This window comes from Paludisphaera rhizosphaerae (assembly GCF_011065895.1).
Lineage (GTDB): Bacteria > Planctomycetota > Planctomycetia > Isosphaerales > Isosphaeraceae > Paludisphaera > Paludisphaera rhizosphaerae.
On record NZ_JAALCR010000041.1, the window covers coordinates 1 to 24,933 of the forward strand.

Genomic DNA, 24,933 nt, shown 5'->3' on the forward strand with positions numbered 1-24,933 from the left:
TTTACCGCTCCCAGCGACTCCAGAGAGCAGCCGAACGCCCGGACCCGACGTCAGCCATCGGACGACCTCTTTCTGCTCAGGGTCGAGCGTCCTGGGCGTTTCTCGAAGGGCTCTCTCGACTCGCTCGGAGGAAACCGAGCTGTCGGGGCCTTGGACGATTCGCTCGACGTCCTGGAGCATCGCCTCCTCGAGCCGCAGGATTTCCGGCGTCGTGTACCGCATCTCCGTCCGGTCGATGTACCGCGTCCCGCCCTTGGCGTCGGTCACGAGCGTCCCGATGGCGACGAGCTCGTCGCTCCCGAGCTTCTCCTTGACGAGGCCGAGGGCCTCGTCGGCGGCGATGAGGCCCACCGCACGCTCGACGACCGCCTTCGTGAGCTCGGCCTCGTTCCAGTGCGAGAGCTGCTCGGAGAGGGTCTTGACGGCGTCCTGGAAAATCACCTCCTTGCGTTCGGCGACCTGCTCGGGCGTCAGCCGCTCGACCGGTACTCGCAGGTCGTAGAACGCCTCGAGGTCGAAGCCGAACTCACGCCCGACAGCCTGCCACTCCCTGAGGAGCTCGGCCCGCGGCACCTCGGTGTCCTTGGTCCTCCGGGTCTCCAACGCGATGAGGGCCGCGTATTTGGCCGATGCGGCGTCGAGGCTGCCGGCTCGAAGGGTGATGAGCTCGTCCATCTCCGCCTTGCGTTTGCTGAACTCCTCGATGAGCGGCTGAGGGACGCCTTTGATTTCAAACCCGATGCTCGAACCGATTCGCCGCTGCACGACCTCGAAGCCGAGCTCCTGAATCAAGGGGGCGAACACGGCCCGGTAGACGGCACCGCCCGCCATCTTCCAGTGGTAGAGGTGCGTCGAGTCGATGGCGGTGGTCCTCCCGTCCTCGTGCACGGTGAGGTTCACGCACAGGGCGTGCGTATGGAGTTGCGGGTCTTTGGCTCGGCTCGTGCCGTGTTCGAACAAGCAGAAGAGAAGGGGGGCCTTGACGAGCGTCTCGCCGTCCTTGCCGACGCGAGCAAACCCGGCCCTCTGCTCGATGAAGTCCAGGGCCGCTTTGACGGCCTGCTCGTGCTTGATTTCGATGGCCTTCCTCAACGCCGGGTCGGCCATCGCCCAGAGCACGGAGACCGATTTAGGGGCCGAGAACGTCAGGTCGTGGCCGGGGTTCCGGGTGTCCTTCCCGGCGTTCCTGACGAGGGATTTGTTCGTCTCGTGATGGAACCCGGCACACAGGCGTTCGACGTGCTCACGCTGGGCTAGGCCGGAAAGGCCGAGCTCCTTGGCCGCGGTGCCGTACCACGTCGGAGGCGGCTCGCCGCCCGCGGCGTAGTAGTTGATGTTTGCGAGGTCCAGGTAGTAGCCGGGTCCCTGGGCCAGAGGTGCGGCGGACAGCACGTGAGGGCCCCCAAGATTCAAACAAGGTTGAACAATCTGGTATAACCGGACCTCATGGGACGCGAAAGGCCACAAACTGTCGATTATAGACGAACGCCGGATAAGCTCGCTTGCATCATAGTAGATTAGTACTATGGTATTTTGATATGACAAAATCGTGGAAAGACGACTGACCCCGGAACAGGCCGCACATCTGAGCACGACCGTGCGGAGCATCATGGGCTACCTTCGCCGATTCGAAGAGCGGCTCAGATACAAGCAGCACGACACGAGCAGTCGGCTGTACGAGCTTGTCGTGGACGCCCACAAGGCGGTTTACTCGCTGAGCGTGGAGCTCTACTGCCAGATTCACCGACGGGACGCGAGGAAGCCGCGGAAGGACGAATGAACAGACCGGACGACCTAGTCTCAGCATCCGAAATCGCTTCATGGGCCTGGTGCCCCGAGTCGTGGCGACTCGGGAAGCTCGGGGCCGAGCCCTCGAATCGGGCCGAGATGGTCCGCGGCGAGACGCTCCACGCGGATAAGGCCGACGTCGAGCAGAGCTCACGCTCCGCCCTGGCGTTCGGACGGCTCCTCCTCTTCTGGGCGGTGCTGCTCGCCGCCGCGGCGTTCGGCCTGGCGGTGCTCCAGTGACTGAGAAGCTCTTCCTCGTCGCCGCCCTCCTCGGGCTCCTGGGCCTCGTCGTGGTCGTCATCGCGTGGGCGAGGCGACGCGTCCAGGGCTTCGGGTCCGGCCGAACCGTCGCTCTCGACGACGTGACGCTCTACTCGAAGCGTTACGGCCTGGTGGGGCGTCCCGACCGAATCGTGAAGGAAGGGGACGACGTCGTCCCAGAAGAGTGGAAGTCGTCGAGGCAGGTGAGCCACGGGCATCGGCTCCAGCTCGCGACCTATTTCATCCTCATCGAGGAGAACTACGGCCGCAGGCCGCCCTACGGCTTCGTGGTGCTCGGCGACGGCTCGCGTGTGCGTGTCGAGAACACGGAAGAGCTTTGCTCGGAGGTGGTCGAGATAGCGGAGCGGATTCGCGAGCACCGGGCCAGGATGGCTGAAGAGATTCCGGTGCAGCAGCCGGCGTGGAAGTGTGAGCGGTGCGGGCAGCGGGAGAACTGCGGGCAGGCGTCGGGGTAACGGGAAACTCCAAACAAAAACCCCCAGCGGATGCCGGGGGTCCTTCAAGGAGTCGTCAAGAGCATCGATAGTATGCCCTTAATGGCAGCAATGAGGTCGGTTGACGGGAGGGCCGCACAGCGGCGGGAGCGGATGATTCAGGTCGTACGTGCATCCGCTGGTCTGCTCCCCGAACCAAACACCACACCGCCGGCATCGATGGCACCAGCTACCCTTGGAAGGCGTGTAACTCATGTGAAGCTCCCGTTGGTTCGATTCGCCTTGGAAGAACTGGGCGAGCCACGGACATGTCCGTGGCTCGCCCAAGGGGCCATCGGGGTCACTTCGCGTTCGAGTTGGCCTGGCTCACGTGCTGGCCGTTCTGCGAGCCACCCACGATGAACCCGTTGGCGGTCACGTAGTTAGAGGCACCGCCGAATCCGTTTGCGTTTTGAACATGGCCGTAGGTCATCGAAAGCTCCAGTTGGGAGGGACTTGAAAACCCCCCGGCACAGCGGTCTCCCAAACCACTGGCCGGCAATCGGTAAGGAAAGCCTCACCGATGCCCTATAGTATTGGAAGCGGCTTCCAATTTCAAGACTCAAATGGGAAGCCGCTTCCAATATTCGGGTTGTGTCCCTAACCGATTTGTTGGTTGGCAGTTATGTCTGTCAGAAACTCTTTGACGTCTTTCTTGGATATCACTTGGAAACGAGGCCAAGATGGAAGTGAAGCGATATACACAGCCGCTTTGTCAGCGGTTCGCAGTTTGAAGCTACTCACGCCTTCATGCTCACAACGTATGGTGCATGGCTGATTGGAGTAGTGTCTTCCTTTTCGTCCTTCGCCGGTGAACAGAAGGACGGCCTCGGCTTCCTCGACTAGACTAGTGATTTGAACGGCATCGACTCTGTTCCCGGTGTAATTTCCCTTGGAGGTCCCTTCCAAGGCGATTAGCAGCTGTTCCAATTCTTCGAGCTGGAGCCGTCGAATCTCAGCGAAACGCTGCTCGGCCTGTTTGATTCGAACGTCTACCTCTTCAGGCGTGAGCTTCGGCCTATCCGGTAAGCTTGGGAAACCATCGTCAATCGCTTTTCGCAAATCCTTCTCGACTCTCTCTCGCATACCATCGTTAATATCATAGTCCGTACATATAATGAATTGTCGAACTGAGTAAGGTGCGATGTCGATGGGAACCAGGTAGGCGGAAGCGACATCGTTCGACCGGAAGGTGATAGCTCGCTGTTCACGTTCTGGAGCTTTACCGGCGAACGATGCGGCGCCGCTCAAGACTTCTTCTAGGTCGCCCGCCCAGGAGGCTGCCTTCGTTGGGTCGACCGCCACGACCAGGATTCGAGCCCCCGGACCGAAAGAATTCGACAATCCAAGTTTATATTGAATTATTAAATCATTGATTATTTCGTCCGCACTGATGCGGTATTTGGCCGTGCCGCGAGGAACTAGCTTGGAAAAAGCATCGCTCGCGGGAACATCGGAACCACCACGACCCGGAAGTCGTACAAGCCACATCAAAGGGTTCACGATGCCAAAGCTCCGTTGACCGCTTTCTCGACAGCACAGCGAAGCACCTGGTTCAACTCCAAGTACGTGGGCACGTAACGTTCGGTGGCGTCGATGTCGAGGAGCGTGCCTTCGGGACTCAACGCCATGTGGAGGTGGTACCCCCAGACACGCCTGAGCTGGGTATCGTACGCCGTAAAGAGCCAGGCATCGATGGCCGCGTTCTTCGTGTAGAGCGTCGAACCCGTGGGGCTCAACACGGTCCAATCAGCCTGTTTCCCATGTTGACCGTACTTGTGCCAGTGACCATTTCTCAGGATTTCCCGCTCGTCGGGAGCAAACCCCAACGCATCAGTCTCGAGGCCGTGTCGGAGATTGAAGGGCCGGGGCACGGAGAGCGTCCGCTTGACGCGGAACAACGGAGCGTGACCGTCCAACCCCAGGGGCTCGAATCTGTCGAGGACGCTGGGGTTCTTGCGGTCGCCCAGCGAAATCGGCAGGTTCATCTCGATGCTCGGGAACCGAAGGCTCAACTGCTTGGGAGAAGGGTTCATTTTAAGGGCTTCGGCACGCTGAAGCCCTATTGTCCGCTCGACCCCTTCGAGTTCTGGCGATGAGTCGATGGAAACGTGTCCTGAGGTGGTCATAATCAACGCGGGGCAGTCCTGGATGTTAAGCGGCTTCCGAACCGCATCGGCAAGTTCGAGGAAGTTGCTCAGGTCCATGACCGAGGCGTAGTGTTGAGCCGGGAACTTCTTCCTCCAGAATTCGCCTCGCATCCGCTCGGTCAACGTCGCGACCACGCTTCCGAGTGCCCGGTAAAGCTCTTTCGACATCCCCAGGGCGACGACCCCGTGAATATCTGCTTCGGAGTGCGGGCCAAGTGCGGGAACCCTGGTTGCGATTTCATCCGGCTCGATGGATTTGACCACGTAGCCCGCTGCTTGCGTCTTCGCGAAGAGCTTTGGAAGCAGGATATGCACGGGGTCGCCCTTGCCGAACCAGGGACCGGCGTTTTCGCTGAAGGCGAATGACGAGGCGGCTGAACTCACGGCAAGCCTCATGAAATCGCGTCTACGCACGGAATGGCTACCCCTTCAGGCTCCCCGACTTCGGCTGGGATTCCTTCGCTTTGGCATTGTATCCCTTGTCATCCCGACCGCCATCGTGAGCACCGACAGGAACTCGCACGACCTCGTCGAGAAGCGGGCGAATCCGCCTCAGGCGTCGGTTCCGCGAGGCTGCAACCCGTGCAAGAGGTCCGCCGCCTTCTCGGCCAGGGCGGCGGCGACGAATATCGCCCGCTTGTCGTCCTGGAGCACCTTGAGCCAGTGGGCGACGTAGGCCGCGTGGTCCTCGCGGACGACCGGCTCCAGGTCGAGTTCCGCACACAGGAAGGAGGCCCCGATTTCGGCCACGAGCTCCTCGCGGGCGTACCCCTCGTCGCCGAACCGCTTGCGGCCGAAGTCCCGGTCGAGGCGGGCCTCGTGCTTCGTCCAGTGCGTCAGCTCGTGGAGCAGGGTGGCATAGTAGCTCTCGGCGTCCTGGAACGCCTCAAACGGCGGCATCTGGATGCGGTCCTCGTGCTGGTTGTAGTGGGCCGAGGTGCCGCCGTGTCGAACCTCGGCCCTCGTGTTCCGGCAGAACGCCTCGGCGTGCTCGATTCGCTGCACGGGGTCGAGGCGGGGGGCGGCCAGGGCGTAGAACCGCTCGGGGAGCCCCGCCACCTGCTCGGCGTTGAAGACGGTGTACTGCTTCATGAAGAAGACATCTCGCTCCTCCTCCGTGCCGTCGTCGTGCTTCTCGGTCTTCGTGAACCGGTCGGCGTAGACGACGGGCGTCCCCTTCGAGCCCGCCTTGACGTGCCCGCCCATGTCCCTGGCCTGGTTGAAGGTCATCCAGAGCGGGGCCGCGTACCCGTTCGCCACGGCCGACGACCAGAGCAGGAGCACGTTCATGCCGCGGTAGGGCTGGCCGTTGGCCCGCAGCGGCCGGGTGATGCGGCCGGCGGCGTGCTCGGCGTCCCAGGGCTTCGTCCAGGGCCGGACGCCCTTCTCGAGGTCGGCGAGTATCTGATTCGTGACCCGGGCGTAGAGGTCCTCGCGACCGGTCGTCGGCCTCTGGGGCGGGGTCAGGTCGCGGAACGGGTCTGCGTCCTCTCGTGGGGGCTGCAAGCCCTCCGGATTGGGTTCGGGTCGTCGACTCGGCATAGGGCCGAACCCATGCCACGACCGGCCGCGGATTTCAAGCGGGGCAGGGGCCTTCAGGGGCCGGTCACGGGAGCAGGTCGCCGAAGCTCAAGAGCTTCGGCTTCTTGAACTGGTGGTTGTCGTGCCAATCCAGCTTGATGGCGTCCGCTTCCGCGACGGTCAGGAGCCCCGCACGTATCGCCTCGACCACGAGGCCGACGGTGTCGAGGAGCTTGATTGTGGGATATTGGGCGGCCGTCTTCTTCCGTGCCGTGCCGTCGTCCATCGCGAGGGGGAGCCCGCGAGCCTGGGCGGCGGCGATGGCCGAGCATTCGCCGTCGCCGAGCACGCGAAGGGCCTGCATCGCGGCGAAGGCCGCGAGCTCGGCCGGGTCGACGAGCGAGACGACGTGCAATTGGCCGGCCTTCAATGCCAGGTCGAGATTGGCGTACTGGACCGGGTACGAGGAGAGAATCTCGGCCCGCACGTCGTCGGTGACGACGAACCGATACGCGGCGAGCCCCGCGAGCAGGTCGACCCGGCCGATGCGGAGGAAGTTAATCAGCGTGGACGTGTCGATGACGACTTCGTCGGCCATCCGTGGCCACCCCCCTCAGGAATCCTTTCGGGCCCTCTCGGGCTGGTTAATCGTAGGCCGCCGTCTGGGCCAGCTCGACGAGTTTTGCACCGGAGATGCCGAGCTTCTCGCCGAGGTCGCGGAGGTAGCCGGCCGAGACTTCCTCGCGTTGGAACGCCTCGATGGCCAGGTTCGCCACCTCCATGACGAGCTCCCGGTCGGGCTCCGATTTCTTCGGCGGATAGAACAGCTCGATGAACTCTCTGGCCGCCGCCCTCTGGGCCTCGTCGAGGAGGGACTCACGCTCCGCGGGCCGGATGACCCGCAGGTCCCGAAGCCGGTAGACGGCCGACTCGTAGCTGGTCCCGAAATGATGGGCCAGCATGGCGGCGTCCTTGAACGAGATGCGTTGCGACTTCGGGGCCGCCCGACGCTCGGCGTCCACCTCCTCCTCTCGGGCCACGTCGTAGACGTGCTGGTGACGCCGGCTCGCCCCCCCCTTGTCGAGGAGGCTCAGGAGCCAGTGCACGCCCGCCTGCGGCATGAGGAACGCCGCGGCGAAGGCGTTCGCCCGCTTCTCGACGAGGTCGTGCGAGTTCCTGTCGGTGCTCACGATGGCGGTCATGCCCCGGTCGAGGATGGCGTGGCCGTACTCGTGGGCGTAGGAGAACCGCTTGCGGGTCCTCGGGTGGTCCAGCTTGACGATGATGATGGACCGCACGGAGGAGTAGCGGAGGAAGAGCCCGGACATCTCGGGCGGCAGGTCGAAGCCCGAGGCCCAAATCCCCTGGGTGTTGATGAGGTCGGACACGTCGGCGATGGGGGCGAACCCGAGCCCGAGCCTGCGACGTTCCTCCTCGGCGACGAGGATGCCCTGCTCGATGGCCTCCTCGGCCCGCTTGGGGGCGGGGAGGTTGTAGGTCGGCATGGCGATTCGCGGACGCCTGTCGAGCAGGGTCTCGAGCTCGATGGCGATTTGGCAAATCTCCGAGCACCGGGCGACGGCGTCCTTGACGAGCTGGTTGTCCTCGTAGCCCGGGAGCTGGCGGGCCAGGATGAGGTCGGCCGGCTCGACGACGCTGGCGGGCTCCTCCTCGAAGAAGTGGGCCACGGGGCGATGGTAGAGCTTCGCGAACTGCGAGAGCTCGAGGGTCGAGAGCGAGCGTTTGCCCGCCTCGACGGCGACGACGGCGGTCCGAGGGATGCCGACCGCCTCCGCGGCGGCTTCCTGGGTCAATCCGCAGTTGGTGCGAGCCTCCTTGAGTCGCCTCCCGATGGTGGTTTGGTCGAAGGCCATGTCATCCTCGCGTCTTCGTAGTCCCGGTGGGGCTCGGGGCGGTCCCTCGTCATCCGCCTCGCACGCACGGTGCGAGCCTGAAGCGTCGAGCTTGCCGGGAAGGTGGCGGAACGCCTTATGGTGCGTGGCTTTATGTCCATATAAAGCCCGCAGGGGAGGAGTCTGTCAGGGTATGCGGACCCGACATCTCCGTCAAGGCGTCCCAATTTTGTCGCATTACTGGACAAGAGTATTCTGGGTCAATCGGACGTCGGAGTCAAAGAATTTGTCAAAAATCGGACATAGAGTCCGAAAATCGAACTTTCACGTCTGGTCAGGTCGTCCGAGTCTTTGGAAGGGGTATAATAGATTGGGTGGAGCCTCTACGCGTCCTCGGCGGGTTGCCCGGGGAGCGGAAGATGCGGCCCGAACGGAGTAAAGCCCGATGCAGTTCCTCCATGCTGATTCCTTCCTCGCCCAGGGCGAGGCCGCCGTCGTCTCGCTCGACAGCCAGGCCAACGTGATGTTGATGGACGACTTCAACTACTCGGCCTATCGCTCGGGCCGCTCGTTCAGCTGCTTCGGCGGCCTCGCCGAGCGGTCGCCGGTGCGGCTGTTCGCACCGCACTTCGGGCATTGGAACGTGGTCGTCGACCTCGGCGGATACGCGGGGAGCGTCCGAGCGGGCGTCGCCTTCGAACGCAACTGACGGCGATTCCGGGTTCACACGGCGTGGCCCGGGGGGAATTCTCCGGGCCACGACCCTTCAAGCGATTCCAAGCCTTGCGAGGTGTCACGTGAGCGACCAGACGACGATATCGATTCCGACCGACGACGACGGCTTCATCAGCCAGAAGTGCCCGACGTGTTCGGGGCTCTTCAAGGTCAAGCACGGGGAGGGGAGCGACAAGCCGCTGGCCCACTGCCCCTACTGCGGTGCCGCAGGCGACGACTGGTTCACCGACGAGCAGAGGGCCTACATCGAGGCGGCGGGCAGGAACTTCGCCCTCGACCTCGTGAGCAGCGAGCTCGAGGAGATGACCCGAGACTTCAACCGGGAGATGCCCCGCGGAGGCTTCATCACGGCCGAGATGAGCTTCACCCCGTCGCCCGAGGAGCCGCTGCCCCCGGTGCCGGCCGAATCGAACGAGCCGATGCCGGTCGCCTTGTTCGAGTGCTGCAACGAGCGAATCAAGCACGACGGCTCGAGCGAAGTTCTGCACTGCGTCATCTGCGGCACGGCATCGAAGGCGTGAGGCGTGGCAGCGAATTCAACTCAGGGTCGGGCCGCCGCTGAGGGTCGGTCTGTGTTGTGCTAATGGGGTAGAGAATGGAGAGGTCGAACGGCGATTGCAACGGGCCGCCTGAAGAGCAAATCCGGCTCGAAGAGGAGCCCCGGGGCGGGGGGACGATATACTGTACGTCGGTTCCCAGATTAAGCATCCGATGACTCCTGCGACCGAGAGGAGGTGCTGCGTGGCCTTCCGTTTCCATAACCTCGACGGGACGACGCGGGCTTTCATGGTGTCGGAGGTCGATAGGGACGCCTCGCAAGGCGTCCTCTACCTAAGCCCCCGGCTGACGGAGCGAGGCCGCATCGATTGGCCGAACCTGCTGCGAGCCGCGGTCCAAAGGGGCGACGAGGCACGGCTCGCCGAGTCCCTCCGCGGGACCGGGCGGCTCCGCGAGCTCGAACCTCGTCGAAATCCACGGGGCAGGGGGCGGCCGCTCATGGTCCGGGTCCCGGTAACGGCCCCCACGACCCTCGCCGACGGGGAGTTCAACCGGTTCTACATCCGCGGCCTCTGCCTCCGGGCCCTGGACGAAGGCGTCGCCGAGCTGGAAGTCTATCGGGCGAAGGAAGTCGGTATGCCACGGCCCGAGTCGATTGATTTGGTCGGGCGGAGGGTCCCGGTCGGGCGGCTGCTCGACGATTTGAGGTTCCACTCGGGCGAGGAGGAGCCGGAGATGAGGGTCCCCGGGGGGCCCAATTCGGGACTGAGCGTCAGGCTGGCGTAGCAGTCGGCGGGCACATACTGAATGACCGGCCGCCGTGTCGGGACGGCGTCTCACGATTGCCATGAACCCAAGTCTTTGTGCCGCGGATGACAACGATGTCGGAAGAACCAAAGAAGCCAAAGCCTGTAGAACCACCTTTTAGAATCTCACCGCCTTTGGCTGCGGCTAGTTCGCCGTCTCTTACTCGCCTCCTCACGGACCTGGAGAAGGCGTCGCGACTTCGCGAGGAGCTGGAACGTTCGACGTACGTATTCAGAGCGATGCAGACACCATCGTTCTTTACGGACCTGGAGAAGGCGTCGCGACTTCGCGAGGAGCTGGAGCGTTCGGCTAACGTATTCAAGGCGATGCACGCTTCAACGGCCTTGCCGAGGAGCTTGAACTCGGTTTCCGACCTCGCAAAATCCATCGGAGCAGTCGCGGGTCCGGGGAAGCTTAGGTGGTTCGACTCGACGGTCTTCAAGTCGCTCGAAGCCGAGTCGACGACGCTGCGAGCGTTGGAAGCCCAGGCGGCTCAGTGGAGGTCGCTGACGGGGAACATCGGGAGCGTTGCTCCAAGACTCACGCCACCTGCATCTTTAACCGACCAAGTGAACCGGTCAGCGTTGGCTTGGCGGACGGGCGTGTCCGAGTCACTCAAGTTCATCGGCGAAATCGGCAATCTGAGGTCCAGCGTCGAACTCTCGAATTCCCTCCTGAGGCCCTCATTGCTCCATGGGAAATTCGCCGAACAGACCCTGTCGCTTATCAAAGAGGCCTCGGACCCCAAGGCCATTAAGGCCCTGAACGCATCCTTAAAACTCGTCGACGCTCAGCACGTCGCCAACATGGAGCTGCTCACGACCCTGGTGCCATCGGTGGACGATGTCGGCTTAGGCTCACCGTCATGGGGATTGAACGCTCCGTTCGTTCAGCGAGAAGAGCTGCTGTCCGAGTCGGAGCTCGAGAACGACGAAGACCTCGGGCTCGTCGTCGCACTCTCGCCCGCCGCACAGCGGGTGGAGCAGACGAGGTTGGTTCTCCAGTTGACGACGGATTGCAACAAAGCGAGTCGCACCAAGGGAGGGGTGGAAATCTTCACTCCCACGACTCGGGTCCTCGAGACGTTCGCGAACCTTCCTTGGATTACGCCTCGCGACGAGAAATCATTCGGCGATTTCGTCGACGGGTTGTATTTCATCGCGTATGAAGGTGCGGGCAAGGACAAGCTCCGCTTCCTTCGGGAGTACGGCGGCCCACTCCTGAAGGAGGATTGCGACGTCATCTGGAGCGTCAAGACGCTTCGGAACAAATGGCTGAGGCATGACCCCGACCACGGAAAAGAATCCGACATCAAAAAGTCCTGGAGTTCGCTCGAGGAGTGTCTCCGTCGACTTGGCATCCAAGGATACCCGCGGGCGGAAGCCGATTATCAGCTTCTGCATGGTCGAATCCTCACCGACATGGCGGACTTCCTCGGCAGGCTGCTCAGGGCCATCTAACTCAGAGACGAAGGCGGTACGGTTGTAGATGGTCAAGCCCTCTGAACGGCGAAGGCACGCACGCCGTTCATGCAAAATCCTATATTGAATCGAACGCGACAGTCCTTCGCGACGCTGTCCCACTCCGCCCGGCTCAAATCGTCCCGGCTGCAATAAATCCTGGCGGAATCGCCAGAACGCGAAATAATGAAGTAATGAGAATCCATATATATGACTTGGCCGATGAATGACTCCGAGGTTTTGAATCGGAGCCTCGTGCGACTCTCCGGGGACATCCGGTGATTCCTCAAGTCATGAAACACTTCATCGCTCTCTTCAAGCTTGCCCATCAGGAAAAGCTGTCGGCCGTAAAGGAGTCGCGGTTCTAGCTTCCGGTCGCCAGGACCGAAGCTCTTTTTGAGATAGTGGCTTATCTCCTCGGGTTGCCCCAAACCGTGGTCGCTCAGTAGCTTCGCGTAGAGGTAGTGCAGACGTTGGTCGCTTGCTTTCGCGGCGATGCCCTTCCGGAAAATGTCCACGGCCTTGTCGAGATTCTGCAGCGATTCATAGTGGGCGGCCAATCTAACCGCGATGTGTGATGCACGATTATTGATTTCAAAAGAACGTTCCATCGCCCCGATAGCTCGAGAATGCTCCGACAATACAGTGGCGAGGTCAGCCTCTGCCTTCAAGAGGAAGGCATTGTCCGAATGCCGTGACATCCCTTCGCGAAGGGTTTTCTCGGCCGCTCTCACGAGATGGTCGACCGATTCGTCGTTCGCGTCGTCCGAGTTGAGTTCATCCCTGATTTGGACGGTCTTGATTTTGAGGAGCGTGTAGTAGGGGAAGGGGTCGTCTCTCCGGGACTTGAGCTGTTCGCAAATCTTGATGGCTTCTTCCAGATGATATCGCTTGTCGAGCGGCTGGGTCGCCGCCTCTGCCCGACGTACGTGCAGTTCGGCGTGCGTGTGGTGTAGGGCGTTCGACGGTCTCGGCGAGCTCAGAGCTTTCTGGATATACGAATCGGCGAGAGACAGGTTGCCATTCTGCCGCTTCATTTCATAAATACATTTTTGTTGGAGCAGGTGGGCATTTTCCCCGGTCACCTCCTCTGCGGCTTCGAAGAGTTGGGAAACCATCTGATGGTCCGGGAAGGTCGTCACGAGCGTCGTGCCGTTCAGGAGCCGCCTGAAGGCCGCATTATCGCTGTTATAGCTCGGGTTGAGGAACCTGATTGCCTTGAGAACTTCGTGGAAGAGGTCTTCTTTATTCTGAAGCACGGTGCTGACGACCAGTTCGGCGATGTGAGGATGGCGGGCCTTATAGACCATGTCGCCAGAGCCGGTGTCCTTGGTGGCCGAGATGATTTGTTCCAAGGGCTTGAAAAACGATTTCTCGAACTCCGAGAACGGAAGATTGTAGAGGCGAGAGATGAGTCCCGCCCTCACCGGAGAGCCGAACTGGTAGAGGAGGCACACGGTCAGGTACATCAACTGGGCCCGATGCGGCGAAATCTGATTGTATTCATCAAGTATGATGTCCTCAAACGGCTTGCCGAGTGTAGCCTCGTGGAGAGCGACGAGCAGCTGCCGGTCTGCAAGCTCGAGGAAAGCCGCCTGCCTCGCGGAATGCGGGAGCTTTTCGAGCGTACCTAGCGATTTGTGCGTCTCAAGCTTGGCGAGTAGCCCATCAATCTCGTCCCTTGACAGGTACTTGAGGTCGTAGACGTTGGTAGCCAGGGTAGTCAGCGAGTCTGGGGCGAGGTTCCATTCGTTCGTTCTGGCCGCTCCCACGACCGTGATTCGGCCTGCCAGCGTGCCGCGTTCATCAAACAGCGAGACGATGTCGCGTCGGTACTCGACGATGTTGTCGACGAACAAGAAAATGCGTTCGTTGACCTGGTCGGCCAAATTGGAAAGGGCGGCCAGGTTGATGTTGCCGCCGGGTCGTATTTTGAGGCAAAGCTTGTCGTACTCTCGTGACGCATCCCATGCGAGACGCTGGAGGAAGACCGACTTGCCCGAGCCGGCGTGAGACTTGACCACGATGAAACACGAGGCCGACTTCGAGCTGGCCGAACCAGGCAAGATATGTTCAAGCAAAATTGAATCGGTCAAATGCCGTCGGACGTCGAGCTCCTGTTCGACGGCTGACCATTCGGAGCTCGTCCCCATGTAGAACTGCTTGGGCTCGATTTTCGCGGCGGGGACGACGGATTTCACATAATCGGCGTCCCTTTCGAGGAACTGGGTCGTGGCGAAGGGAAGTGTGACGTCCCGCTTGATGAACCGGTCGCTGATAGCCAAATTTCCGATTTCCGACGTCTGTCTGAGACCTCGGAATAATCCGCTAATCTGCGTGTCCAGCGTGTCTGCCAGGTCCTCGAACGTGCCGTTGAACGCAGATATGCGAAAGTGCTCCCAATGGGTTTTCTGAATCTCATCGATTCCAAGCGTCACGAGGAAGGAGCGAGGCGGCGAGGGGATGGCCGCGTGTATTCGCTGAATGAGGCCGAGTAGGTTCGCATCTTGAAGGCTGTATCCAGCGTAGAGGACGGGGCGAGTGGCGGCCCAGTTGAATAGGCGGTCGAAGATGAGCTTCCGCCCCTTCTCGTGGGTGTTGTACTGCTCGGTCGTAAGGATGAGCGGGACGGCCGTATTCGCAACGCGGGTTACACAGCCATGCAGCTTCAGGCATAAGACCGAATTCACGGTCTTCAACTGGTCGTCTGGTCGGTCCGAATCATCTATGGCAGTGACCAGCTTTTGGGCTGCCGGTTTGTTCTCGTCGTCGTAGGCATCCTCAAGGAGCGTGTCGTAGTTGGTGGTCGCGATTCCGCTCCAACGGAATGCCTTGAGCCTGTGGTGCGAGGGGCCCGGCTTGAAACCTACTACCGTCTCGGCGACAAATTTTTGAAATGTATATATATCTGATTGGCTAATTGCGTATGCGGATACGAGATTTAGCGGAGATTTATAGTATTTGGATGTGAGAAATTGTTTGGCAATCCTCTCGGCCAGTTCTCCGGCGAGCGGGGGATGTTCGCCCTTTTCGTTGGTCGCTTCCCTACTGGCCCCGGCTCCCAGCATCAGGACGACGTTGCCGGCCTCAATCTCATTCAGAAGATGCGTTGGAAGTTCGAGCTTCGGCTTCTTTTTGCCCACCGGACACTTCCTCTCGGGAGTCGGCGACTTTCGGCGTTGGTTCAGATGGCGATTCGCTCAATCTCATCGAGCGTGATTTCGTCCGACGTCCGGTTGTAGAGCTGCGTCGTCTTCGAGCTCGCGTGCCCGGCGATTTGCTGGGCCTTCTCGATGGTCCCCCCCGCCGCGATGAACGCGGTGATTCCCGTGGCCCGGAACGAGTGATTGCAGAGCTTGTGCGTGAGCCCGACCTCGGCGGCCCTCCGCTTCACCATCTCCCACGCGTTGTTCCGCCGGAGCGGTTTCGCGTTGAGTTCTCCGCTCCTCCGGTTGCCTGAGCGGAAGAGGGGGCCTCGCTTATCCCCTTCGATTTTAGCAGCGTGGATGTATGCGTCCAGGTACTCTTCAGCCTTGTGATGCACCGGGACTTCGAGGAACTTGCCGCCCTTCTCGTGGAGCCTGAGCCGCCACTTCTTCCCGTTCGCGTAGTAGTCGTCGACGGTCATCGACAGCACCGCCGTGATGCGGGCGAAGGAATACGTCATCACGGCGATGAGGGCCCTGTCCCTCAAGCCCAAGAGCGTCGAAGGTTCGATGCTGCTCAAGAGCGTGCGGGCGTCTTCGGCCGACAGGTACGGCGTCTTGCCCTTGGTGACGACGTGCTTCGGGCCTCGAACCGAGGCGGCGGGGTTCACCGGGATGATTTGCCCGATGACCATCCAGTCGAGGAGCATCTTGACGGCCGCGAGGTGCTGCTTGACCGTCGGCACGGACTTCGACCTGCCCAGCTCCTCGACGTAGGCGGCCACCGTCACGGGCTCGAGCGTCTGGAGCGTGAGCCGTCGCTCCTCGCACCAGTTGAGGAACTGGCCAACGGCCTGGGCGTAGGCCTTTCGCGTGTTGGGGTTCCGAATCTGGGCGGTGAAGAACTCGACGAAGCGTCGCCCGGCCCGGTCGCCCTCCTGGGCGATGAGGGCGGGCAGGATGATTCCGCCGCCCCGACGTTGAACCAACCCACGGCCCGCTTCGTTCATCGCTCATGCTCCTTGTCGGGGAGATTCCAACCCTCGACGAATCGCTCGACCGCATCGGGCCTGGGCGTGACGCCGAGCCGAAGGCCTTGCTCCAAGAGTTCGTCGCACCGGTCGACGTCGACCTTCGGGCCGCCTTTGACGAGGCCGTACGAACGAGCCGCGTGAAGGACGCTCAACGCCTTCGCCGCATCAACGGCGTTCTGCCACTCGTCGGGAGTCGTCGGGTTCCGCGGCGGCTCGATTGTCAGTGTCACGGTTTTCTTGTCGGTCATGGTCCTCCGGGGGTTTTGAATGCACGCATGTTTTAGCACGAGTTTTACAGGACATAAAGGGCGTTATGTCCTGTAATCGGTCGCCGGGGCAGGGGCCTTCAACTCCCCGGCGAAGTCGCGAACGAGCAGGTCGTTTACCGTCGGTGTTACGATTGCTAGATTTGTATTACTCAAAACCGACCGCTCCGCCCCAACCTCACCCCGAAGGGGGGAGACATGCGACTTCGCCGCGGCTTCACGCTCATCGAACTTCTGGTGGTCATCGCCATCATCGCGGTCCTCATCGCCCTGCTGCTGCCGGCCGTCCAGGCCGCCCGCGAGGCGTCCCGCCGCATCCAATGCACCAACAACCTCAAGCAGCTCGGCCTCTCGCTGCACAACTACCATTCGGCCATCGGGTCCTTCCCCTCGGCCGGCTGGGTCGCCCCGATGAACAACTGGTGGGTGGCCCAGAACCTGACCGCCCCGGGCCACTTCCGCTACTCGTCGCTGCTCCAAATCCTGCCCTACATGGAGCTGGGGGCGGCCTCGAACGCGATGAACTTCATGCTCCCGCTCTACGACATCAACGGCGTCGACATGCCCCAGAACACGACCGTCTACCAGATGCAGGTGACGTCGTTCCTCTGCCCGAGCGACATTCGCAGCTCGAGGAACGGCAACGAGGCCCCGTGCAACTACGCCTCGTGCTCGGGCGACGGCCAGCCGGGCGGCGACGGGCTCGCCTGGACGGGGGGCCGGCCGAACGGCGTGCTCTACCTGAACTCGACGACCAGCATGGCGACCGTGACCGACGGCACGAGCAACACGGCCATGATGAGCGAGGGCACCGTCGGCCCGAACACGACCGTCTCGCCGAATCCCCAGGACGTCATGGTCCAGCTCACGCTCACGCTCAGCCAGCCCTCGGACATCTTCCTCTATCAGCCGCTGGTCCCGGCCGACTGCCAGGCGTCGACGAACTACCGCTACGACCGCCACACCAACTGGATCGACGGCGACTATCGCCACACCATGTACGACCACTACATGGGGCCGAACAGCAAGATTTACGACTGCCTCCGCGGCCCCCAGCACGGCTGGCGGACCGCCCGCAGCCGGCACTCCGGCGGGGTCAACGTGCTGATGTCCGACGGCAGCGTCCGGTTCTTCAAGGACTCGGTCAACCTCACGGCGTGGCAGGCCGTGGCCACGGTCGGCGGCGGCGAGGTCGTCAGCAGCGACGCATATTGAGCGGCGAGGAATCCGGAGAGGAACAATCCCATGCGTAGACACCCCATCGCCCTCGCGACGGCCTTCGTGGTCCTCGCGGCCTCGTCGTCCCGGGCCCACGAGCTTTGGTTCCACCTCGGCGGGGCCGACCAGGCGTCGGCCCGGCTCACCTTCGGCGACACGCCCGCCCCGGGCGAGGCCGAGCGGGTCGCCGAAATCGCCCACACCAAGGTCTGGGCCGGGGGCGAGCTGCTGAACGTCGTCCGCCTGCCCGACGGCCTGGAGGCCAGGCTGCCCGAGCCGCGGCCGGCCCTGCTCACCGCCTACGCCGACCGCGGCGTGGTCGACTACCAAGGGCAGACCTTCGTCATCCAGCTCGCCGCCTACGCCCAGACCCAAGCGGTCGACGCCTCCCGCGTCGGGGCCCTCGGCCTGGGCGACGACCAGGCCCGGCTGCTGCTGGTCTCGAAGGAGGGCGGACCGCCGGTGTTGCGGGCGACCTGGAAGGGCAAGCCCGTGGCCGACGCCGTCGTGAAGGTGTTCCACGGCTCGGACGCCCCGAAAGAGGTTCGCACCGACTCGCAGGGCGAGGCCCCCTGCCCCGACCTGATGGAGGGCCCCTGGACCCTGTACACGCAGCTCGTCGACAAGACGCCGGGCAAGCGTGACGGCCGGGACTACTCCGAGACCCGCTACAAGGCGACGCTCGCCATCAGCCCGGAAGCCGCCCTCGGCCCTGCGGTGGCGGCCTGCCTGGCCCGGGTGCGGGAGACGCACGGCGGGACCGGCCCGTGGGCGGTTGCGGGATATCGGATGGGCGATCGGGCCCTGAAGGAGCTGGGCCTCCCCCGGCACAGCTTCAACCTGCTGGCCGTGCATCGCAGCCCCGCCGAGGTCCAATACACCTGCATCGCCGACGGCCTCCAGGCCGCAACCGGGGTGAGCCCCGGCAAGCTGAACCTCCGGCTGGAGGAGGCGGCGGCGAGCGAGCTGAAGACCGTCGTGACCGACCGCAAGTCGGAGAGGTCGGTCACGTTCACGCTCAAGCCCGAGTTCGTCCGCTCGGTGCTCGACCTGCCGCCCGAGCGGCTGGAGGCGGAAGGCCGACGCGTCGCCTCGCTGCCCGACGAGGCCATCTTCGCGACGCAGGTTAAGTGAGGTCCCCGCCATGCACATCCCGGACGGCTTGATGGACGGCCGGGTCGCGGCCGCGACGACGCTCGTCGCGGCCTGCGGGCTGGCCTACGGGCTGCGGGCCGTGGAACGTCGCCACGGCCTCCGCACGACTTCGCTTATGGGGATGACGGCGGCCTTCGTCTTTGCGGCCCAGATGGTCAACTTCCCCGTCGGGCCGGGCGTCTCGGGGCACCTCCTGGGAGGCGTGCTCGCGGCGGTCCTGCTCGGCCCTTGGGCCGGGGCGGTCGTCATCGCGGCCGTCCTGCTCGTCCAGTGCCTGCTGTTCCAGGACGGCGGCGTGACCGCCCTCGGGGCGAACTTCGTCAACATGGGCCTCGTCGGGGCGGTCGGCGGCTACGCGGTCTACGACGCGATACGCAGGGCGGTCGGAGCACGCCGCGGCGTGCTCATCGGGTCGATGGCCGCGGCCTGGTTCTCGGTGCTGCTCGCCGCCGGGGCGTTCACGGTCGAGCTCGCCGCCGGTGGGGGAAAATCCCAGTTCCTTAGCGTGCTGAGCTGGATGGCCCTGGTCCACGCCGTCATCGGCGTGGGCGAGGCCCTCATCACGGGCCTCGTCGTGCGATTCGTCCTGCTGACGCGGCCCGAAATCGTCGCCGACCTCGTGGGCGGCGAGGGGTCCGACGGGTCGTCGCCGTCCAAGACGCCGCGGTGGCTCTCCACGACGGCGGCGGGCCTGGCCGCCGCGTTGGCGGTCTCCGTCTTCCTCGCCCCGTTCGCGAGCGAGTTCCCCGACGGCCTCGAATACGTCGGCGGCAAGCTGGGCTTCCTGCCCCAGGGCGACGCCCCGCCCCTGCTCGCCGCCCCCATGCCCGACTACCAGGCCCCGCTGCCGGGGCTCGACTACGCGAAGGCCGCGACGGCCCTCGCGGGGGCCGCGGGGACCTTGGTCGTGTTCGCGTTCGCCTGGACCCTGGCCAAGGTCTTCCCACGGGCCCAGGCGTAGCCGAGGGCCTCGACCGAGGCGAGGCGGCGTCCCGACGGCTACGCGTTCCGCTTCCCCGGCGAGATGTTCGAGCAGCTCGCCCGCATCGTCGCCATGGAACGCCGCTGCTGCTCCTTTCTCCGCTTCACCCTCACCTCCGAACCCGGCGACGGCCCGGTCTGGCTGGAGCTGAACGGCCCGCCCGAATCGAAGAGCTTCCTGGCCGCCTTCTGGGAATAAGGACGTCGCAGCACGAGGAATCGCCATCGGCGGACGCTGGGTTGACATCGCAAGGTCCGGCCGGGAGCATGGAGGCTTCTCCGAAGCCTCCCGACTTCTTCCTCGGCCCCGATGCCCACGCCTCCGCCCGTCACCTTCCTGAGTCGGTCACGCCACCGGATGAGAATCCTGGCCGTGGTCGTGCTCGGCCTCGCCGTCTCGGGCGGGCCCGCGGCGGGCGCCTCGCTGCACGCGACCGCGGCGGAGTCGGACGGGGAAGACGGCGGGCCGCATTCCTGCTGCTGCGGCACCCGCTGCCGGGGGGCCTCCTGCTGCTGCGGGCCGAAGAAGTCGAAGAAGCCTTCCCATCGCGAGTCGGCCCCGGCCTCCCCGCCAAGCTCGGGCGACACCGGCCCCTGCATGGGGGCCGCACCGTGCGGGGACCCCGCCGTACCGACGGCGACGTTCGCGGGGCCCGCGGCGAAGGCCGCCGTCCTGCTCAGGCATCCGGGCCTGCGTGACCATCGGACCGGCGGCCGCCTCCGCTCGGCCCCCCCTTCCTTGAGCCTCCCAGCCCGCCTCGCCTCCCGCCTCGAGAGGCCCCCGCGAGGGCTTGCTCCGGCCTGAACCCGTCAGGCCCACATCACCGACGCTTCATCGCCGTCGCCCTCTCGCGGGACGTCGGCTCGAACTACGTCCGTCGTGTGAACGCGATAGAGCCCCGTTCAGGCCGGGACCGTTGAAGGTCCGGCCCGAAGCGGCTCCACGCATCGAGCATCCCCTTTCGGAACTCCACTCTCATGAGAATTCGTCGAGGCTTCACGCTGATTGAATTGCTGGTTGTCATCGCCATCATCGCGGTGCTCATCGCTCTCCTCTTGCCGGCCGTCCAGGCGGCCCGCGAGGCCGCACGCCGGATGCAGTGCACGAACAACCTGAAGCAGCTGGGCATCGCCCTGCACAACTATCACTCCACGGTCGACTCGTTCCCCGTGGGCTTCCTCTATCCGAGGGACGGCCAGGTCTATCCCGGGGTCCCGGTCCTTCACTACCGCTGGTCCGTGCTCGCCCAACTCTCGCCCTACCTGGAGCAGTCGAACGTCTACAACGCCCTGAACATGAGCTGGCCCATCGCGGCCGGCCCCTCGAACGTGCTGGGCACGCCGCCCTGGACCCCCTTCCCGTCGAACCTCACCGTGATGGCGGCCAAGGTGGGCTTCTTCCTCTGCCCCAGCGACGCGGCCCAGCCCCCGTCGCCGCTCGCGGGCGGCCTGACCTCGGGCCCGAGCAACTACCAGTTCTGCACCGGCGACGGCTCGCCCGGGAGCGTCAACCCGGGCGACGCGGGCCTGACCGTCAAGCCGAACGGGGCCTTCGTCCTGGGCCCCGCCCAGTCGATTGCGACCGTCGTCGACGGCTCGAGCAACACCGCGGCCGCCTCCGAGCAGCTCATCGGGCCCGCCGCGGGCGGTGCGGCCACCCAGACCGGGGCGACGCCGCTCCCCCAGGACGTGCGGCGTGCGGCGGCCGTCGGCTCGACCCCGCTCTCCGACGCGGGGTGTGCGAGCCCCAGCGGATGGCGGCTCGACAAGGGCTTCGGCTGGTGGGACGGCGATTACCGCACGACTCTCTACAACCATTACCTGACGCCGAACTCGAAGCTCTACGACTGCTGGCAATCGAGCCCGCCGCACAACCCGGCGTGGAAGGCGGCCCGCAGCAACCACCCCGGAGGCGTGAACGTCCTCTTCTGCGACGGCCACGTGCAGTTCGCCAAGGACTCCATCGCCGTCTCGACCTGGCGGGGGCTCTCGACCCGGAACGGCGGCGAGGTCCTCTCGTCCGACTCCTTCTAAATAAGAGGAAGCGAATCACGATGCGACTCACTTCCTCGGCCCGCACCCAAGCCCCGGGGCTCGTCTCGGGGCTTGGGCGGGCGTTCACGCTCATCGAGCTGCTGGTGGTCATCGCCATCATCGCGGTGCTCATCGCTCTCCTCTTGCCGGCCGTGCAGGCCGCTCGCGAGGCGGCGAGGCGGATTCAGTGCTCGAACAACCTGAAGCAGCTCGGCCTCGCCATGCACAACTACGAGAACTCGAACCAATGCTTCCCGAGTGCCGGGAGCACCGCGGCCAACAGCGTCTACGCCTTCTCGATGCAGGCGAGGCTCCTGCCCCACCTCGAGCAGGCGGCCCTCCAGGGGCTCGTCGACTTCAACCAGCCTGTGCTCTTCGTCGGCTCGCCGCTCTCGATTCACCCCGCCTCGATGACGGCGGCCCGCACCGTCGTGGGCACGTTCCTCTGCCCGAGCGACGGCCAGAACCCCCGGTACGGCGGCTACGTCGGCTCGGACGTGGTGGGCACGAGCTACGTGGCCAACTTCGGCACCGGCCTCCAGACCTACTACGACCCGGCGTTCGTCTCCGACGGCGTCTTCTGGATGCCGGCCCAGACCCGAATCGCCGAGCTCACCGACGGGACGTCGAGCACGCTGGCGATGTCCGAATGCCTGCTCGGGCCTGGCACCGAACTGACAGGTCCGATGGCGACCATACCGAAACCCCTCCGGCTCATGGCCAATGTGACGGCCGGGAAGACTCGCGTGCTTGTCTCGCCGGGCGGGGTTTCCCCCACGTTCGTCGATGGCGAGGCCGCGGCGGCGACGAGCTGGCGGGGCGACCGAGGCTCGCCGTGGATTTGGGGCCAGGCGAGTGCCACCCTCTTCAACACCTACCTCGCCCCGAACAGCCCGACGCCCGACTCGTTCGCCCACAACCGCGGCTGGTTCGCGGCCCGGAGCAACCACCCCGGGGGGGTCAACGCACTCTTCTGCGACGGGCACGTGCAGTTCATCAAGAATTCGGTGAACCTCGCGACATGGCGGGGCATGTCGACCCGAAGCGGCGGCGAGGTCCTCTCCGCGGACTCCTTCTGAGAGGCCATCGATGAAACGTCTCCCTCTGACCCCGCTCATCATCGCTTCGGCGATGGTGGGCGGGCTCTACGCCTGGGCCCGAATCCGCTCAGAGTTACCGACGGAAAAGCCGCAACTGCTCGTCATCGAGGGGCCGTCGAAGCACCTCGTGACCCCGGAAATGGCGAAGGCGAGTCAGGCGATGCTCGACCGCACTGCTCCGGGGTTCTCGAAGCCTGGCACCGACGGCCAGACGCATCGGCTGGGCGAGATGCTCCGGGGCGGTCCCGTGCTCCTCACGTTCATCAAGCAAGGCTGCCCGTGCAGCGAGGCGGCCCAATCCTTCTTCAACGACCTGCACGCCGCCTATCCGAAGCTGTCGATGTGGGGCGTCATCGACCGGGAGCACGGTAAGGCGAAGGAGTGGGCGGAGCGATTCCACGTGGCCTACCCGCTCCTCATCGACCCCGATGGCGAACTGGTACGGAGTTATGAGGTCGAGAACTCCGCGTACGTCGTGCTCATCGGACGGCAGGGCGGCATCGAGAAACATTGGCCCGGCTACTCAGAGTCGATGCTCCGCGAACTCGGTTCACTCATGGCGAAGATGACAGGGTCTTCGGAGAAGCCGCTCGACTTGGCGGAAGCCCCCGAAGAACTCTACACGGGATGTCCCTATGAACTCTGAGCTGGTGCCCCAATGAAGCGTCGATTGAACCCCCTGACCGTGCGACGGGCCCACCGCTGGCTCGGCCTCTTCTTCAGCGTCACCGTGTTCATGTCTGCCGCGAGCGGCGTCCTGCACACGGTGATGAGTCGCACCCAATCGGCCCCCCCGCCCGTGCGTCCAACGGGCTCGGGACTCGATGCCTCCAAGGCCGTCGTAACGCTCGCCACGGCAGTGGCGAGCCTTCCTCAACCTGGCGTCGTCGAAGCGGCCAATCTCCGTCAAATCAACGGAGAACCCTGGTATCAGATTTACGTCCGGGGCGTGCCGGAGGCGACTTACGTGAACGCCGCAACCGGACGCCTCGATTCCGAGCGTGATGAAGCCTACGCGTCCCAAATCGCCTCGGAATTCCTGGGAGGCGGCTCGCCTTCCCCCGTAAAGACGAACTACCTGACGAGGTTCGATTCCGAGTACGTCAACATCTTCCGCGTGCTGCCCGTCTATCGGTTCGACCTCGCAGATGGCAAGGGGACCCGGGTCTACGTCTCGACGACGACTGGGAGCGTCACGCGGCACACCGACGACTCGAAGCAGTTCGAGGCGTCGATATTCAGCAATCTCCACAAGTGGATGTTCGTGCCGAACAAAGATGCGAGGGACTTCCTGATGGTGGCCGTGACGTCGGGCATCATCCTCGTCTCGGTCTTAGGCGTCGTGCTCTTCTTCATGACGCGACCCCGCCGCAGAGCCTCCCAAACCGTTCAAGGAGTTACTGCAAGCCATGCCTAGGTTCATTCCATTCGCCAGCGTCCTCGCGACCCTCGTTCTCGTGCAGCCGGGGCACGCATTCGGCGACGACGCCCGAATCGTACTCAAGGGGCTCGACCCCGTCTCGCTCCTCGAAGGCCGTGAGCAGAAGGGTGAGGAACGATTCGCTTCGACCAAGGGCCCCTTTCGGTACCTGTTCGCCGATGCTGAACACAAGGCCCGCTTCGACAAAGAGCCCGGGCGATTCGCCGCCCAGGGCGACAAGTGCACGGTGATGCCGAAGGTGCCGGCCAACCCCGATTTGTTCCTCGTCCACGAGGGCAAGCTCTTCCTGTTCGGCTCGCCGCGGTGCGTTGCGAGCTTCAAGGCCGACCCTGCGGCCTACTTCAAGCCGAAGAAGAACGTCGTCATTTTGGTCTACGAGGGGATGGAGCTGCTCGACTTCGCCGGGCCCGCCGAAGTCTTCTCCGTGGCGGGCGGCGGCAGGGCGTTCGAGGTCTTCACGGCGGCCGCGTCCCCTGAGCCGGTCAAGAGCCTCGGCTTCGCGTTCACACCGCACTACACGCTCGAAAGTTGCCCGAAGGTCGACGTGTTGGTGGTGCCGGGCGGTTCGACCCGCATCCCGCAAGCCGACCCTGCCGTGGTCGAGTGGGTGAAGAAGAAATCGGGCGAGGCCGAGGTTACCGTTTCCGTCTGCACGGGGGCTTTGCTGCTCGCCAGGGCGGGCCTCCTCGACGGGTTGGAGGCGACCACCCACCGGGCGTCGCTCGATGCGTTACGGGAGGCGGCCCCGAGGACGAAGGTGAAGGAGGGAATTCGGTACGTAGACAACGGCAAGGTCGTCACCTCCGCCGGGGTCTCGGCTGGCATCGACGCCTCTCTACACGTAGTCGAACGTTTGGTCGGCCTCGAGGGGGCAATTCAGACGGCGGAGTACATGGAATATCGCAGCGGTCCTGATTCGGGGTCCAAATGACCGTTGCGTACGCCTACCGGGACTCCCCCGCACAGAGGCAGCCGCAGAAGAGGAGCAGCC

General features: G+C 64.0%; 27 protein-coding genes. 17 read left to right on the forward strand and 10 right to left on the reverse strand.

Features of this window, described 5'->3' with window-relative positions:
- On the reverse strand, positions 1 to 1,611 hold a 1,611-nt coding region (gene mobF / locus G5C50_RS29055; RefSeq protein ID WP_165074777.1), incomplete at its 3' end, for a MobF family relaxase.
- On the opposite strand from mobF, the gene G5C50_RS29060 reads away from it, so the two are divergent.
- From G5C50_RS29060 to cas4, 3 genes are read left to right on the forward strand one after another with little or no spacing between them, the layout of a single operon-like run.
- Positions 1,598 to 1,780: a hypothetical protein gene (locus tag G5C50_RS29060; RefSeq protein ID WP_206107906.1), complete on the forward strand. Its 183-nt coding sequence runs from the start codon at positions 1,598 to 1,600 to the stop codon at positions 1,778 to 1,780. The genes mobF and G5C50_RS29060 overlap by 14 nt on opposite strands.
- Positions 1,777 to 2,028: a hypothetical protein gene (locus tag G5C50_RS29065; protein ID WP_165074781.1), complete on the forward strand. Its 252-nt coding sequence runs from the start codon at positions 1,777 to 1,779 to the stop codon at positions 2,026 to 2,028. The genes G5C50_RS29060 and G5C50_RS29065 overlap by 4 nt, the downstream gene beginning before the upstream one ends.
- On the forward strand, positions 2,025 to 2,525 hold the full coding sequence (gene cas4, locus G5C50_RS29070) for a CRISPR-associated protein Cas4 (protein WP_165074783.1): 501 nt from the start codon (positions 2,025 to 2,027) through the stop codon (positions 2,523 to 2,525). The genes G5C50_RS29065 and cas4 overlap by 4 nt, the downstream gene beginning before the upstream one ends.
- 319 nt (positions 2,526 to 2,844) lie before the next feature.
- Here the strand turns inward: cas4 and G5C50_RS33000 are convergent, their stop codons facing one another.
- From G5C50_RS33000 to G5C50_RS29095, 6 genes are all read right to left on the reverse strand, one after another.
- Positions 2,845 to 2,976, reverse strand: a complete 132-nt coding sequence (locus G5C50_RS33000) for a hypothetical protein (RefSeq protein WP_255487578.1) — start codon at positions 2,974 to 2,976, stop codon at positions 2,845 to 2,847.
- A 167-nt stretch (positions 2,977 to 3,143) separates the two neighbouring features.
- Positions 3,144 to 4,046 (reverse strand): hypothetical protein, encoded by a 903-nt coding sequence (locus G5C50_RS29075; RefSeq protein ID WP_165074785.1) that lies wholly within the window; start codon positions 4,044 to 4,046, stop codon positions 3,144 to 3,146.
- Positions 4,043 to 5,089, reverse strand: coding sequence for a hypothetical protein (locus tag G5C50_RS29080; RefSeq protein ID WP_165074787.1), 1,047 nt, complete (start codon positions 5,087 to 5,089; stop codon positions 4,043 to 4,045). The genes G5C50_RS29075 and G5C50_RS29080 overlap by 4 nt, the downstream gene beginning before the upstream one ends.
- Before the next feature lie 156 nt (positions 5,090 to 5,245).
- Complete coding sequence (locus tag G5C50_RS29085) at positions 5,246 to 6,160, reverse strand: ArdC family protein (RefSeq protein ID WP_407673619.1); 915 nt, start codon at positions 6,158 to 6,160, stop codon at positions 5,246 to 5,248.
- A gap of 139 nt (positions 6,161 to 6,299) precedes the next feature.
- Positions 6,300 to 6,812, reverse strand: coding sequence for a hypothetical protein (locus G5C50_RS29090; protein ID WP_165074790.1), 513 nt, complete (start codon positions 6,810 to 6,812; stop codon positions 6,300 to 6,302).
- Positions 6,813 to 6,858: 46 nt separating this feature from the next.
- Positions 6,859 to 8,088 (reverse strand): helix-turn-helix domain-containing protein, encoded by a 1,230-nt coding sequence (locus G5C50_RS29095; RefSeq protein ID WP_165074792.1) that lies wholly within the window; start codon positions 8,086 to 8,088, stop codon positions 6,859 to 6,861.
- A 424-nt stretch (positions 8,089 to 8,512) separates the two neighbouring features.
- On the opposite strand from G5C50_RS29095, the gene G5C50_RS29100 reads away from it, so the two are divergent.
- The 4 genes from G5C50_RS29100 (at position 8,513) to G5C50_RS29115 (ending at position 11,567) form a co-directional block, all read left to right on the forward strand.
- Positions 8,513 to 8,776 carry a DUF1883 domain-containing protein gene (locus tag G5C50_RS29100; RefSeq protein ID WP_165074794.1) on the forward strand — a complete coding sequence of 88 codons (264 nt, stop codon included), beginning with the start codon at positions 8,513 to 8,515 and terminating at the stop codon, positions 8,774 to 8,776.
- Between the two features lie 88 nt (positions 8,777 to 8,864).
- On the forward strand, positions 8,865 to 9,323 hold the full coding sequence (locus G5C50_RS29105) for a hypothetical protein (RefSeq protein ID WP_165074796.1): 459 nt from the start codon (positions 8,865 to 8,867) through the stop codon (positions 9,321 to 9,323).
- Positions 9,324 to 9,543: 220 nt separating this feature from the next.
- Complete coding sequence (locus G5C50_RS29110; RefSeq protein ID WP_165074798.1) at positions 9,544 to 10,086, forward strand: hypothetical protein; 543 nt, start codon at positions 9,544 to 9,546, stop codon at positions 10,084 to 10,086.
- Positions 10,087 to 10,181: 95 nt separating this feature from the next.
- Complete coding sequence (locus G5C50_RS29115; RefSeq protein ID WP_165074800.1) at positions 10,182 to 11,567, forward strand: hypothetical protein; 1,386 nt, start codon at positions 10,182 to 10,184, stop codon at positions 11,565 to 11,567.
- A gap of 32 nt (positions 11,568 to 11,599) precedes the next feature.
- Here G5C50_RS29115 and G5C50_RS29120 read toward each other — a convergent pair whose 3' ends face one another.
- Genes G5C50_RS29120 through G5C50_RS29130 form a run of 3 tightly spaced genes read right to left on the reverse strand, consistent with a single transcriptional unit; the run spans position 11,600 to position 15,995 of the window.
- Positions 11,600 to 14,710: an SIR2 family protein gene (locus tag G5C50_RS29120; RefSeq protein WP_165074802.1), complete on the reverse strand. Its 3,111-nt coding sequence runs from the start codon at positions 14,708 to 14,710 to the stop codon at positions 11,600 to 11,602.
- A gap of 41 nt (positions 14,711 to 14,751) precedes the next feature.
- Positions 14,752 to 15,723, reverse strand: coding sequence for a tyrosine-type recombinase/integrase (locus G5C50_RS29125; protein WP_165074804.1), 972 nt, complete (start codon positions 15,721 to 15,723; stop codon positions 14,752 to 14,754).
- The gene (locus tag G5C50_RS29130; protein ID WP_165074806.1) at positions 15,720 to 15,995 is read right to left on the reverse strand and encodes a hypothetical protein; all 276 of its coding nucleotides are present in this window, start codon (positions 15,993 to 15,995) and stop codon (positions 15,720 to 15,722) included. Before G5C50_RS29130 ends, G5C50_RS29125 begins: the two co-directional genes overlap by 4 nt.
- A 216-nt stretch (positions 15,996 to 16,211) precedes the next feature.
- Between G5C50_RS29130 and G5C50_RS29135 the strand changes: the two genes are divergently transcribed.
- The 10 genes from G5C50_RS29135 to G5C50_RS29180 all read left to right on the forward strand — a co-directional run bounded on the left by G5C50_RS29135 (position 16,212) and on the right by G5C50_RS29180 (position 24,873).
- Positions 16,212 to 17,228: a DUF1559 domain-containing protein gene (locus G5C50_RS29135; RefSeq protein ID WP_165074808.1), complete on the forward strand. Its 1,017-nt coding sequence runs from the start codon at positions 16,212 to 16,214 to the stop codon at positions 17,226 to 17,228.
- Between the two features lie 30 nt (positions 17,229 to 17,258).
- Entirely contained in the window at positions 17,259 to 18,365 is a 1,107-nt protein-coding gene (locus tag G5C50_RS29140) for a formylmethanofuran dehydrogenase subunit E family protein (protein ID WP_165074810.1), read from the forward strand.
- 10 nt (positions 18,366 to 18,375) lie between these two features.
- Positions 18,376 to 19,347 (forward strand): energy-coupling factor ABC transporter permease, encoded by a 972-nt coding sequence (locus G5C50_RS29145; protein WP_165074812.1) that lies wholly within the window; start codon positions 18,376 to 18,378, stop codon positions 19,345 to 19,347.
- 63 nt (positions 19,348 to 19,410) lie between these two features.
- Positions 19,411 to 19,566, forward strand: coding sequence for a hypothetical protein (locus G5C50_RS29150; RefSeq protein ID WP_165074814.1), 156 nt, complete (start codon positions 19,411 to 19,413; stop codon positions 19,564 to 19,566).
- A gap of 159 nt (positions 19,567 to 19,725) precedes the next feature.
- Positions 19,726 to 20,172, forward strand: coding sequence for a hypothetical protein (locus G5C50_RS29155; RefSeq protein WP_165074816.1), 447 nt, complete (start codon positions 19,726 to 19,728; stop codon positions 20,170 to 20,172).
- Positions 20,173 to 20,345: 173 nt separating this feature from the next.
- A complete protein-coding gene (locus G5C50_RS29160) occupies positions 20,346 to 21,401 on the forward strand; it encodes a DUF1559 domain-containing protein (protein ID WP_165074818.1) in 1,056 nt (351 codons plus the stop codon).
- Positions 21,402 to 21,421: 20 nt separating this feature from the next.
- A complete protein-coding gene (locus tag G5C50_RS29165) occupies positions 21,422 to 22,480 on the forward strand; it encodes a DUF1559 domain-containing protein (RefSeq protein ID WP_165074820.1) in 1,059 nt (352 codons plus the stop codon).
- Between the two features lie 10 nt (positions 22,481 to 22,490).
- Entirely contained in the window at positions 22,491 to 23,147 is a 657-nt protein-coding gene (locus tag G5C50_RS29170) for a peroxiredoxin family protein (RefSeq protein ID WP_165074822.1), read from the forward strand.
- Between the two features lie 12 nt (positions 23,148 to 23,159).
- Positions 23,160 to 23,918, forward strand: coding sequence for a PepSY domain-containing protein (locus G5C50_RS29175; RefSeq protein WP_165074824.1), 759 nt, complete (start codon positions 23,160 to 23,162; stop codon positions 23,916 to 23,918).
- Positions 23,911 to 24,873 carry a DJ-1/PfpI family protein gene (locus G5C50_RS29180; protein WP_206107908.1) on the forward strand — a complete coding sequence of 321 codons (963 nt, stop codon included), beginning with the start codon at positions 23,911 to 23,913 and terminating at the stop codon, positions 24,871 to 24,873. The genes G5C50_RS29175 and G5C50_RS29180 overlap by 8 nt, the downstream gene beginning before the upstream one ends.
- Positions 24,874 to 24,933: the final 60 nt, after the last annotated feature.